The sequence below is a fragment of the Luteitalea pratensis genome, assembly GCF_001618865.1.
GTDB lineage: Bacteria > Acidobacteriota > Vicinamibacteria > Vicinamibacterales > Vicinamibacteraceae > Luteitalea > Luteitalea pratensis.
On the sequence record NZ_CP015136.1, the window covers coordinates 3,171,475 to 3,183,678 of the forward strand.

At 65.8% G+C, this 12,204-nt stretch carries 11 protein-coding genes; 6 read left to right on the forward strand and 5 right to left on the reverse strand.

Annotated features, from left to right (window positions below; genetic code table 11):
• The first annotated feature begins 72 nt into the window (after positions 1-72).
• The 3 genes from LuPra_RS13050 to LuPra_RS13060 are packed head-to-tail and all read left to right on the forward strand — an operon-like array spanning position 73 to position 2,613.
• Positions 73-1,773, forward strand: a complete 1,701-nt coding sequence (locus LuPra_RS13050) for a carboxylesterase/lipase family protein (RefSeq protein ID WP_234800869.1) — start codon at positions 73-75, stop codon at positions 1,771-1,773.
• Positions 1,774-1,798: 25 nt separating this feature from the next.
• The gene (locus tag LuPra_RS13055; RefSeq protein WP_157899111.1) at positions 1,799-2,311 is read left to right on the forward strand and encodes a DDE-type integrase/transposase/recombinase; all 513 of its coding nucleotides are present in this window, start codon (positions 1,799-1,801) and stop codon (positions 2,309-2,311) included.
• A 14-nt stretch (positions 2,312-2,325) separates the two neighbouring features.
• On the forward strand, positions 2,326-2,613 hold the full coding sequence (locus tag LuPra_RS13060; protein WP_157899112.1) for an integrase core domain-containing protein: 288 nt from the start codon (positions 2,326-2,328) through the stop codon (positions 2,611-2,613).
• A gap of 279 nt (positions 2,614-2,892) precedes the next feature.
• Here the strand turns inward: LuPra_RS13060 and LuPra_RS13065 are convergent, their stop codons facing one another.
• The 3 genes from LuPra_RS13065 to LuPra_RS13075 form a co-directional block, all read right to left on the reverse strand.
• Positions 2,893-3,972 carry a hypothetical protein gene (locus tag LuPra_RS13065; protein ID WP_110171156.1) on the reverse strand — a complete coding sequence of 360 codons (1,080 nt, stop codon included), beginning with the start codon at positions 3,970-3,972 and terminating at the stop codon, positions 2,893-2,895.
• Between the two features lie 530 nt (positions 3,973-4,502).
• The gene (locus LuPra_RS13070; protein ID WP_110171157.1) at positions 4,503-5,282 is read right to left on the reverse strand and encodes a TolB family protein; all 780 of its coding nucleotides are present in this window, start codon (positions 5,280-5,282) and stop codon (positions 4,503-4,505) included.
• A gap of 53 nt (positions 5,283-5,335) precedes the next feature.
• A complete protein-coding gene (locus LuPra_RS13075) occupies positions 5,336-6,694 on the reverse strand; it encodes a winged helix-turn-helix domain-containing protein (protein WP_157899113.1) in 1,359 nt (452 codons plus the stop codon).
• 138 nt (positions 6,695-6,832) lie between these two features.
• Between LuPra_RS13075 and LuPra_RS31860 the strand changes: the two genes are divergently transcribed.
• Positions 6,833-7,030: a hypothetical protein gene (locus tag LuPra_RS31860; RefSeq protein ID WP_157899114.1), complete on the forward strand. Its 198-nt coding sequence runs from the start codon at positions 6,833-6,835 to the stop codon at positions 7,028-7,030.
• A gap of 264 nt (positions 7,031-7,294) precedes the next feature.
• Here LuPra_RS31860 and LuPra_RS13080 read toward each other — a convergent pair whose 3' ends face one another.
• The gene (locus tag LuPra_RS13080; RefSeq protein ID WP_110171159.1) at positions 7,295-9,526 is read right to left on the reverse strand and encodes a winged helix-turn-helix domain-containing protein; all 2,232 of its coding nucleotides are present in this window, start codon (positions 9,524-9,526) and stop codon (positions 7,295-7,297) included.
• A gap of 245 nt (positions 9,527-9,771) precedes the next feature.
• Here LuPra_RS13080 and LuPra_RS13085 point away from each other — a divergent pair, with 245 nt between their 5' ends.
• Together LuPra_RS13085 and LuPra_RS13090 are read left to right on the forward strand one after the other, a co-directional pair.
• On the forward strand, positions 9,772-10,473 hold the full coding sequence (locus LuPra_RS13085; protein WP_157899115.1) for a hypothetical protein: 702 nt from the start codon (positions 9,772-9,774) through the stop codon (positions 10,471-10,473).
• 19 nt (positions 10,474-10,492) lie between these two features.
• Positions 10,493-11,023 (forward strand): cupin domain-containing protein, encoded by a 531-nt coding sequence (locus LuPra_RS13090; protein ID WP_157899116.1) that lies wholly within the window; start codon positions 10,493-10,495, stop codon positions 11,021-11,023.
• A gap of 381 nt (positions 11,024-11,404) precedes the next feature.
• Here the strand turns inward: LuPra_RS13090 and LuPra_RS13095 are convergent, their stop codons facing one another.
• Positions 11,405-12,184 carry an SDR family NAD(P)-dependent oxidoreductase gene (locus LuPra_RS13095; protein WP_110171162.1) on the reverse strand — a complete coding sequence of 260 codons (780 nt, stop codon included), beginning with the start codon at positions 12,182-12,184 and terminating at the stop codon, positions 11,405-11,407.
• Between the last annotated feature and the right edge of the window lie 20 nt (positions 12,185-12,204).

Below are 12,204 nucleotides of genomic sequence, written 5' to 3' on the forward strand. Positions count from 1 at the left end.
GATCGCCCTGCCATATCACCGGCTTAGCATGCGAAAACGCTGTAAGCGCTTCACCGCCAATGCGGAGGAGCCATGCCTGAGATGACCCGGGGTGCACGCGCGACGCTGAACCGACGGCAACTGTTTCGCCTCTCCACAGCCGCAGGGCTGGGTGCAGCCGCGCCGCCCGTGATGTCCGCATCGGATCAACATGGGACGGGTGCCCGCGCGGCCGCATCGCGGCCCACGTGCAGCACCCCTCGCGCGTCGGTCGCCAGGACGCAGTACGGCAAGGTGCGCGGCTACGTCGAGGACGGCGTGCTGACGTTCAAGGGCATTCCTTATGGCGCCCCGACCGGCGGCGAGAACCGCTGGCTTCCGGCCAAGCCACCGGCACCCTGGGACGGTGAGTATCCCGCGCTGATCTACGGCGCCAATTGCCCGCAGCGCCTGCACGACTGGGTCGCAGAGCAGACCTTTCTGTACCAGTGGACTGATGGGTGGCAGAGCGAGGACATGCTGAAGGTGAACATCTGGACGCCGAGCCTGACCGGCTCGCGGCCGGTCATGTTTTACATCCACGGCGGCGGATTCTCGTTCGGCTCGGCCTACGAACTCGCGTCACAGGACGGCGCCCAGATGGCGCGACACCACGACGTGGTCTCGGTCACCGTCAACCATCGCCTGAACGTCCTGGGCTTCCTGGACCTGTCCGAGTTCGGCGGCCGCGCCTATGCCGATTCCGCCAACGTCGGCATGACCGACCTGGTCGCGGCGCTGCAATGGGTGCGCGACAACATCGCCAACTTCGGCGGCGACCCGGACCGCGTGATGATCTACGGCCAATCCGGCGGTGGGTCGAAGGTGACGACGTTGCTCGGCATGCCGCCGGCACAGGGACTGGTCCATCGCGCGTCGGCGCAGTCGGGCGGTGGGGGCAATCCGCCGCCCGCCGAGCAGTCACGCGAGCTCACGAAACGGCTGGTCGCCGAGCTCGGCATCAAGGACATCGCCGCCCTGCAGAAGATGGATTGGGCGCGCCTGAACGCCGCCGGCAACGCCGTAGTCGCCGCCATGAACCCGCCACCTGGACCCACGGCGGGGCCGATGCCGCCACCGGGGTCGACGCCGCGCGTCGGCTGGGGTCCGACCGTCGACGGCCGGTTAGTGCCGATGCGGTCGTTCTTCGAAGGGGCGCCGTCGATCTCGCGCGACGTGCCGATGCTCATCGGCTCGGTGAGCGAGGAAGGCAACCGCATGTCGTCCCGTCCTACCGAGGCTGAATGGGTCGGGGCGCTGACGCGGAGCTACGGCGATACCAAGGCCGCAGCGATCGTGACTGCGTTGAAGCGCGCATACCCGGACAAGAGCATCCGCACCCTCTCTTACATGTGCAGCGGTCCGGGCTTGAACAGCCTCGCCATTCGCAACAACGTCACCCGGATGGCAACGATGAAGCACGAACAGAAGGGCGCGCCGGTGTATACGTGGTATTTCACGTGGCAGTCGCCGATGCTCGAGGATGCGGGCGCCTGGCACACCGCCGAGCTCGCGTTCTGCTTCGACAACACCGCACGCTGCGCTCAGGGCACCGGCAACGGCCCCGAAGCACAGGCTCTGGCAAAAAGGATGGCGACCGCCTGGGCCAACTTCGCGCGCACCGGCAATCCCAGCCAGCCTGGCTTGCCGTGGCCGGCGTTCACGCCGGACCGCTGCCCGACGATGGTCTTCGACAACGCCTGCCGCATGGTCGACGACCCAGATGGAGACGCTCGCAAGCTTCTGCTCACCTGACCGGCATCGCATCGGCAGCCAGCGGATGACAGTCCATGACCTGCGCATCGCCACGCAGCACGGCGTTCCTCGATCGACGGCTCGTGGGTGGCTGGCCCTGGCCCAAACGGCGGTGGTCAGTCTCTATGTTGTCAATCTCACAGAGCCTGAACTTCGGCAGGAGGTGTTGGGGCTCCGTCGACGCGTCGGCAAGCGCGCGGTCCTGCCCCGGCTCACGCTCGCCCTGCTCCACGCCTCCCGTCCCGACGAAATGTGGCACATCGATACGACCGTCATCCGCCTGCTCGACGGGACTCGTGCCTATCTGCACGCTGTGATTGACAACGTCTCTCGACGGATTCTGGCATGGCACGTGGCCGACAGGTTCGCGCCGGTCAGCAGCGTCGCCGTTCTACTTGAGGCCGATCAGCACGCGACGCACGCCGGCAGTGTGCCCGTCGTGTTGGCAGACGCGGGCGTGGAGAACGTGAACGCGCAGGTCGACGCACTGATGATCGCCACGGCGTCCTGCACCGGTTGCTGGCGCTCACCGAGCTGAAGTTCTCGAACTCGATGATTGAAGCCTGGTGGCGTTCGCTGAAGCATCAGTGGCTCTTCCTGCACGGACTGGACAGCGTCGCGACTGTTCGCCGGTTGGTCACGTTCTACGTCGACGCACACAACCGCGTGCTGCCGCACTCGGCGTTTCGCGGACAGACGCCGGACGAGATGTACTTCGGCACAGCGGACGCGCTTCCGGCAGACGTGACGGCACGCGCGGCCGCCGCGCGCCTGGCACGCCGGCAGGCCAACCGAGCCGCGTCCTGCGTGACGTGCCCGTCACTCAACGTCGCCGTGTGACCATCGAGTGCTGACGACCTGCTTCCCACGAGCGTCTCGCGCGACGTGAGCGCCATCGACGCCGCAACCGGACCGCGCCGGCGCGCGAGTGGCGGGGCAGGACCGTGTTCGGCATCGCTGACACCGTCACGCAGCCGCGCCACTCCTGGATGACGAGAACTCGCCCGAGAGATCGTGGAATGTCTTTGGAGACAGCCCGGCGAGATGCACTGGGACCTGTCGCGGCCGCTGCTCGTGGCTCGTCTGAGCCGCTGAGTCCTCCGCCCCGGACGTCGTCCGCTAGACCACCCACGCGCCGAATGCGAGGCAAAGCAGCGCGTTGGTGGTGGCCATCGTGAAATCGTCGGTGCCGCGCGGCGAGTAGAGCTCGACGAGGCAGTTCGACAGCGCGATCACGAACGCCAGCCCGATCCACGGGCCAATCAGCAGGCCGTTGGCTGAGATCAGCGCCAGGTTCACCGCGAGCGCGCCGGCAAACCCGGCCACGACGCCGACGACGGACTTGCGGTTGACGTCCCCGACGCCCCACACCTTGATGCTCTGCTTGCCGAACAGCGATCCGAAGATCTCGGCGAAGGCGTCGGTGGCGATGTAAGACAGCCAGATCAGCCCGAAGACGACTGCGAACTGCTCGCGCGGGTAGACCGCCGCGAGCTGCAGGCTCATCGGCACCATGATGAACTTGAACGCGGTCCACAGCGTGGTGATCAGCAGGCAGTTGGCGCGTCCGAGGTAGCCGTCCATGACGCGCGTCTGCGGCCCGTAGAAGGTCGCGCCGATGAAGCCGTTCAGATAGAACACGCCGAGGAAGATCCAGCTGCCCAGCACGCCTTCGAACAGGTTGTTGGTAGCGAAGGCGACTGCGAAGTTGGGCTGGGGGTTGGCCAGCACCTGCGTGTACAGGCCGTAGAGCCCGGCGAAGGCCAGGAACGCGAAGCGGCCGCGGCGCCCGATCATGTCGGCGATGCGAATGCGGCGCTCCGAGTACTTGGCGGTCAGGGCGCCGACTTCGTAGGGCCGGTCCATCCGTGACGAGAAGGCGTCGCGGCGCTCGTCCTTGCTGAAGCCCACCCAGCGCAGCGCCAGCGACTTCAGGCCCCACCAGGCGAGGCCCCAGAGGACGTAGAAGAAGGCGATAACGCTCAGGACACTGCCGACGCTCTCGAGCGTGATCCGGTACTCGGAGAAGAAGAACCGGCTGTCGGTGGCCATCGAGACCAGCCAGAACAGCGTCAGGGCGGTGTTGAAGGCCAGGGCGCCGCGGAAGACACGGCGAGCCGTGACCACGCGCGGGTCATCGGTGGAGGGGACGGCCCTGGGCACGGCGGTGCCGGCGATACCGGCGATGGTCTGGTTCATGGCAGTCAGGCGTCCGAACGGCTCGAGTGTAACGACAATGTGTCAGACGCACGACGGCGCTTCAACGTTTCGTCGTAAGCGAAACGTAAGGGAGGGGTCCATTTCGACAGCGCGGCCCCAGGAGCCCGTTTCGGCGCCCCGGCGGCAGGGCTGTTCGCGGCGTTGGTGCATGGCTGTGGACCGTCCCTGAGGGAGGGGGCTGTCGAGCGTTGGGGTGGTGGGCGCCCCGCGCCGCATGATCTGGTGATGAAGTCGCGGGTGCATCCCACGTACAGGACGCACCATCGGGTCGGTAATTGGCGGGTGTACGAGCGCAACGCCAGGGCCGCGTGGGGCATGCCGGCGTCCGGCCGACCTGGCGGGCAGCAGCGCTTCTCGCTTGGCGTGCCACATCCTGAATCGGATGACCGCGCTTGGCAGGCGCGAGTCGCATGCGATCAATCGGTAACGAAATCGCGAGTTGGAAGACCTCCGAGCCTGGTGTTGGGCCATGCACCAACGCCCGTCCCCGTCGTCGCGCCGGATGCAGCCTATCTGAAATTGTCAACCAGAACGATGTCGCTGCCAGCGTGGTCCTGCTGCCCATACGCGAACCACCGGCCATCCGCCGAAACAGTCACAACGTTGTCGACCTGCCGTGGCGTCGAGCCGAATGTCCGCACCTGCCGAGTGGCGAGGTTGAGGAACTGAAAGGAATACCCGTGCTCAGTGCGCTGCATGAAGTAAATGCCGTCCGCGGCGGGCATGAAGTTCCGGTTGACGACGTTCTCGAGAACCTTGGATTCAGGCACCCCGCCAACAGGCACCTGCCACAGCGCTTCGTCGACTTCCTTCGTGAAAAAAAGCGTTTCACCTGTTTCGAATGCGGCCACTCCCCCATTCGTCGTCACCTGAAGGGGCTGCCCGCCGGCCGCGGGCATCTTCCAGATCTCGTTCCGTCCTGTGCGGCCCGACATGAAGTAGATCCACTTCCCATCGCCCGAGAAGCTCCCAATGGCATCCGTGGCAGCATCATCCGTCAGCCGCCTTGGCTGCCCTCCGTCAGCATTGATGGTGTAGATCTCGAACTGCGCCGCTTCCGCGTTTGAATCGAACACCAGCTGGCGACTGTCCGGCGACCAGCGGGGCGTGCAGGACTGCGCGGAGCCAAACGACGTCAGTTTCTCCTGACGCGAGCCATCGCTGCGAGCGACCCAGATCTCTTGGCTTCCGCTCTGGTCCGAACAGAAGGCGATTCGGCTGCCATCCGGCGAATACTGAGGCGCCGCGTCGTCGAGGGTCGAGGCAACGAGCCGTACGGCTTCTCCCATCCCGGACGTAGGGATCGCCCAAATGTTCGTGTCCGAAACCCGCCGCACATACGTCAGTCGGGAGCCCGCGGGCTCCTGGCATCATTTCCTGCCCCGACGATCCGGACCGGCGTTCCCCCGGCAACGCTTACCCTCCAAAGGCCACCCCTGCCGGCCCGACTCGAGTGAAACACCAGCTCCTTGCCGTCGCTCGTCCAGACCGGCGGACCCATCTGCAATCCACCGGTTTCCAGTCGTTTTGCCTCGCCGATCGCCCGGACGCTCGCATCGACATTCAACAGATAAGTGTTGCCCTGCGGACTCTGACTGTATCGGCGGAGGAATCCAACCTGCCGGCCATCCGGGGAAAACGAACCGCCGCGGTCGGACATCGGCGCGGGTGGAGTTGTCAGCCGCCGTTTCTCACCGGTATTGAAGTCGATCAGGAGCAGCCCGATCCTCTCGTCTTTTTCGGTAGTGCCCGAGACCAACAGCCACTTTCCATCCGGGGACCATCGTACGGTCCCGCCGATGACTCCGGCCGGGCCTGACTCAGCGATCTTCCGTTCCGTGCCGTCGATGGCCGGCATCACGAACAACGAGGCATTCAGTAGCTCGCCGCGGAGAAACGCGATCCACCGGCCGTCTGGAGACCAGGCCGGTGAGAACTCCCGCTCGGGCGTGTTCGTCAATGGCACCGGCTGACCGGCCCCGATGAGGCGCACATACATGTCGCTGTTAGCACCGTCTCGGTCCCAGACGAACACGACCTGGTTTCCATCGGGTGAGAACGCCGACTCCGTCTCGAAGCCCTCGTACGCGGTCAACTGCGACTCCCGCATTGTCTGGGCTGGCTGCTCGCGCGTCCGCATTGCAAGCCACAGGGCGAGAACGGCCGTCAGAATCAGAACGACCCCACCGCCGATCCACAGGCGAAGACTGCGCTTTGAAACCGGCCCCGACGATGGGGTGGCCGAGATTCCAGAGGCGGAGACCGGGTTGCCGATTTCTATTGCCGATTTGCTGGCAGGACCCGCCTCCTGCTCTGCTGCAGAGCTTCGTGTAATCGTCCGGACGTCCGCCGAGAACCGGTAGCCGTGCTTCGGAATCGTCTCGATCCAGCGTGCCTCTCCATTCAGCGCCTTGCGCAAGGTCGCTATCTGAAACGAGAGGTTCCCCTCCTCGACGAACGTGTCGGGCCAGAGCGCGGTCATTAGGGCGTGTTTCGAGAGCGCGCGGCCCTCACTCTGGACCAGTAGCAACAACAGGTCGAACGTCTTGGGGGCCAGCGGGACGATGCGGTCCGCGCGCAGGAGGACGTGTCGCTGGACGTCCAGCCTGTACGGTCCGAACTCGTACAAGTGAATCGTGCCGCTGGACATAGACGTTCCAACGAAGTCCTCTTGAAACTTCGAGAATGCCGCCCATCCCAAGGACTACCTCATGAGCTGGCACGCACTGTCGGCTCACGCCAAGCAGAGGTCCACATCGCCAGCCGGATCGAAGCCGGCCTCAGTTTACGGCTGTTCGGGAATAGGGGATTGGTCATCCTTTGGCAGCTCGCTACAACGTTGAGCGCCGCCCACGCCTACGGACAGCCCCACGAATGGGCCACACCGGGCCAGTTGCTGACTACCGACTCGAAGGCCTTCGTGCAGTGGCTCGAGACCGCCCGGCCCGCGCCATTGACAGCGCAGGCAAAGGCCCATGTCCTCACGGCGGCGCCGACGGAAGGTGGACCAGCGACGCTGCCCGAGCGCTTGCCGTAACTCGAGGCGCTGTGGGCGTGTTCCAGTTGTGTAGACGCCTCTGAAAGGTGGATGCGATGGCCCGCAGCGCCCACGAGCCGCCGCCGCGTCGCCGCCATGTAAGGAGTACGCGTTCGAGCGAGTTCTACAAGTAGGCGCGGTCCTTCTCGTGCTGGATCACGACGAGGCCGGGCGGGTGCTCATCGCGGGTGCCGATACCCCCAGGGCATCGATACACCCCAGCGAATGTCCAGGAGCACAGTGGGGTGAGAAGGAGAGCTTGCTCTACTTGAAGTCTTCAAACAGCAGGAGATCCGCTCCGACCGCGACCGTGCGGGCGAAGAGAATGGTTCGGCCATCCGCTGAGACGGTAAGGCCCATACAACAGCCCGCGGCCTTCACCGTGCCCAGCGCCTGTGTGTTCCCAGTAGCGAGGTCACGACGGTACAGCGAGACTCGATCCGTCCCACAGCCCAAATAGTACAGCCCGCTCGTGGTGACAGTGATGGCGCGGGGCCGAACACAGTCGACTATCTGACGCTCGACACCACCAATCGGCATCGCGAAGAGAGGCGAGCTCCGATCGGTCTTCGAGTAAAAGAGCGTCTTCCCGTCCGGCGAGATCACCGGATAGAGTGCACCGTCGCGCGTGATCCGCTCCGGGACACTCCCAGTGGCGGCGATACGCATGATGTCTCGTCCGTCGGAACGGTCCTGCCGGTAGTACAGCCACCGCCCGTCGCGCGACCACGTCATGGGGCCGTCGTGAAGCGGATCGTTCGTGAGCCTCTTGAGCGATCCTCCGTCGACGTCGACCGTCCAGAGATCCGGGTTGCCACCGTCACCCCTGCTGGCGAAGACGATCCGACTGCCGTCCGGCGACCAGACGGGGCTGCCGCGCCAACGCGGCTCGTCTCGCCAGTCCACGGGGCCGCCCGTCAGTTGGACCATGTTCGAGCCGTCGGGATCGGCGAGCCAGATCTCTTCGGCTTCGCCGGAGCGCGACGACTCGAAGGCGATGCGCCGCCCATCGGGGGAAAAGCTGGGACCGTAGTCGGCGCCCGACGAGGCCACGACGGGCGTCTCCCCATCGGGCGGCACGAACCGCAGGATATCGAAGTCCACCCGATCCTGCGCGAACACCACCCGATTACGGGCTGCCGAGCTCGCCGGCGCAAACGCTCCCATGCGCGATGACTCGATGCGCTCCGGTGGTCGGGTGCCGTCCCCCGACACGCGCCACAACTGCGAACCCATCCCCGATCCGAATAGATAAAACGGGGAGACGCCGTAGACCAGCGACTGCCCATCCGGCGTCCACGCGATGCCATGAATAGCGGCCCGGTGCCGCGTGAGTCGCAATGGCTGCCCGGACGGCCGCAGGTCGGTGTCAAGGTTCACGACGTGAACGTCGCACGGCGCCATTGTACGCTTCCCGCACGACGCGTAGGCCAGCCGCCGACCGTCCGCAGAGAATGCGGGTTGCATGTCGTAAGTCGCGTTGTCCGGCGTCGTCAAGGGGCGAGCGTGGCCGCCGTCGAGGGCGATCAGCTGGAGGCCCCCGGCTTCGGCCGACCCGTTGGCCGCGCGGCGACGCAGGCTGATCGCCGCGATGAACCGGCTGTCCGCGGACCACGACAGCTGCGATGGCTGCTCCGCGGCGACTCCCACCTTGCGCGGAACGCCACCGAGAGGGGACACGACGTAGACTCCGGCTTCCGCGGTCTCCGACCCTCCCAGCGGTTTCCGCAAGAATGCGATCTGACGACCGTCGGGCGACCAGCTCGGCACGACGTCATCGTCGGGCCCCGAGGTGAGCCGACGTATGTCCTGCCCACCGCCGATGATCTTGAGCCAGATGTCGCGATCGCCAACGTCCTGGCGCTCGCCATCCCACGAAAAAGCCACCTGTTCGCCATCGGGGGAGAGCGTGGGCGTGACCTCGGAACCGGCAGTCGTCGTGAGCGGAACGATGCGCGGCGCAAGCGGCGGAGACTCCTCGGAGCGCCTCGCCAGCAGTACCACGGCGACGATGGAGGGCAGCACGAGTGCCGCAGCCGCCAGCGGAAGCCAGGAGCGCCACGTCCGATGCTCGAGGGCAGGCGCTAGCGATCGGCTAATGGTGGGCTCAAGGCTGGGGTCGGGCGCGGCCGGTTGGGTTGAAGGCAGGGCGGACGCCCCAACTCCCTGCACCGGTGCGATGAATCGATAGCCCCGGCGCGGCAGCGTCTCGACGAACCGCGGCACATCCGCCGCGTCACCCAGCGCCTCGCGCAGGCGCCTCACGGCTGCGTTCAGTCCGGCCTCGAAGTCGACAAACGTGTCGCTTCCCCACAGTTCCTGTCGCAGCGTTTCACGCGTGACGAGCTGTCCGGGTGTCCGGATCAGCGCCTCGAGGACCTGGAGGGGACGTCCCTGCAACGCGATCCTGACGCCCCGCTTTCGCAGCTCACGCGAACGCAGGTCCACTTCGAAGTCACCGAAGCGCACCACGGAGAGTGAGGGGTCCTCAGTCACGCTGCCACTCGCTGCGCCATGGTCTTACAGGCAGCATACTCCGTACCCCGCCCCGCGGCTGCGCGTCGACGAACCACCGGCACGGCCACGCTGTGGCTGTGCCCTCGTCATGTGTCGCGATAAGCGTAGACACGACAAACAGTTATCCCGTTCTCTCCGCGTCTGGAAGGTTTCAGCTCCGCAACATTGAGATACCGCTCCGTCAGCCGCACTCTCGGTCGCATCCGCCCTCGCGGAGGTGCCCAATGCGATCGATCCCGACTGCCCAGCTGCTTCGTGTCTCAGTGGTGTTGACTGGCCTCATCGCGCAGCCGCCCGCCTCTCTTGCTCAAGAGCAAATGGGCACCGTCGGCAATGCCCCCGTCTTCCGGGTCTGGACGTACGTGACGGGCCCACTCGATCTGGCCGACCGTGATACGGCGGAACAGATCGCGCAGGACCTCCTTGGAACGGCCGGCATCACCGTTGACTGGCGCCATTGCGACCGGGCCGGCACTTGCTCGCTGGAGGACGTCGCGCCGCCCAGCGTGACGCTGATCCTCATGTCTGCCGTGCGCCCGACCTGTGGAACGGCTGCCCTCGCGCCCGCCGTCAAGGCCGCCACTGTACTCGTCTCGGTGCCGTGCGTCGAGGAAGTGGTCTTCAAGCTCCAACGGCGCGTGTCTACCCGCACCCATCCCCGCGTGTCCACGCTCAAACGGCGGCATCTTCTAGGGGCAGCGATTGCCCACGAACTCGGTCACGTTCTCGGCCTGCCGCACGCATCCACGGGCCTCATGCGCGCGCGCCTCGAGATTGGCGACATCGTGGCTCTGATGCAAGGCACGTTGACGTTCAGTGGGGCCGAGGTGGAGCGAATGCGCACCTCAGCGATGTGGGAAGCACCAGTACTGACCCCTACGGCCATTGTGGACGCCAGGGACAAAGCAATGACGGCAAGACCCTAGTCGAGGCGAAGGAGATCAAATGCGACGAAAGCTGATGTGGGTGCTGGTGGTCGGCGGCATGAGTGCGGGCGCGACCGGGTACATGGGGACGGTCATGGCGACTCCGGCGTCGGGGTTCACGTCGACGTCTCTCGCGGTCGGGCGGCTGGGGGAGTTCGATGTCATGCATAAGCTCGTGTGGGACGACCCTGACCCCACTACTTCGAAAAAGAACGTGTGGCACTCCACCCAGAAAACGAAGGGGGACTCCGATCTCTACGTGCAGAGCAATCTGTGGGTCCCCGGCGGTACTTCCGGGTGGCACACACACCCGGGCCACAGCTTGATTACCGTCACGGCGGGGACGGTGACCGCCTACGACGGGGCGGATCCGACCTGTACGCCCAAGGTCTACACCGTCGGGATGACGTTCGTCGACGAAGGGGGAGACCATGTGCACGTGATCCGGAACGAGGGTGCGGTCGATGCGCGGACGATTACCGTGCAGGTGCTGCCGGCCGGAGCGACGCGGCGCATTGATGCTCCGGCCAACCCGGCGTGCACCTTTTAGTCTTGGTCCTTCGAGGCCGTGGAGCCATCAGCCGCGTGACTCTGGACACGCAACGGCGAGCGGCCAAGTCCACCATTGGCGACGGTCTGCGGGCCCGAAGTGGTGGTAGCCGAGAAGTGGAGGCGAGCCTTGCGTGCCGCGTCCTGAACCGGATGACTGAGCTTGGCAGGCCCGAGTCCTCTGCGATCGCTCGGTGACGAGCCGTGGGTTGGGGTAGTGCACTTCCGGACCGAGCCATGCACCAAACGCCCCTCGTGTGGCGGCCCTCTGCGAAAGAATGCGTATACGATGCGCCATCGCAGCGCTGGGGTCGTGATGGTACTGACACCATCGCCGGTCCCGTGTTCAGGTAGGCCAGCTTACGCCCATGTCCCTCCGGAGCTAAATCGATCCCGCCTCGACCATGTAATTGTTCGCCGTGCACATCGCAGCGTCGTCGGAGGCGAGGAAGAGCGCCATTCGCGCGACGTAGACCGCTTCGATCGGATCAGGCAGGCACTGCGCCGCGAGCTGCGCCGCCAGGCCACTCGGCGTCACCCACAAGCGCTTCTGACGCTCGGTCATCGTCCAGCCCGGAACGAGCGTGTTGACCCTGATCCGGTGCGGCCCGAGGTCGCGGGCCATGCCGCGCGTGAGTCCATGCACCGCCGCTTTGGCCGTCGTGTACACGGGAAACCCGCCGCCGGCCCGCCACCACGAATCCGATCCCAGGTTGATGATCGATCCGCCGCCGGCCGCGATCATGCCCGGCGCGACCGCCTGTATCGCGAAGAACATGTGACGCAGGTTCGTCGCGATGCGCTCGTCGTAGAACTCGGGCGTGACGTCTTCCCAGGAATGACGGTCGTCACGGGCGGCATTGTTGACCAGCACGCGTGCCGGCCCGTGAGCCTCCGCGACCGCAGCGACCGCGCGCCGCAGTGCGTCGATGTCGCGGAGATCGCACGGCTCGAATTGGACACGCCCGCCGCCGTCCTGGAGCTCCGCCGCGAGCAGACGCCCACCGTCGACGTCGAAGTCGAGGAATGCGACGCGCGAGCCCTGGCCGGCAAATGCACGGACGATCTCCATGCCGATACCGGACGCTCCGCCGGTCACGATGACGCTGGCATCCTGCAGACTGGGATAGTTCGCAAACGAGTGCGCTGAGGACGCTGCCATGCTTATCCCTCCCTTACTCC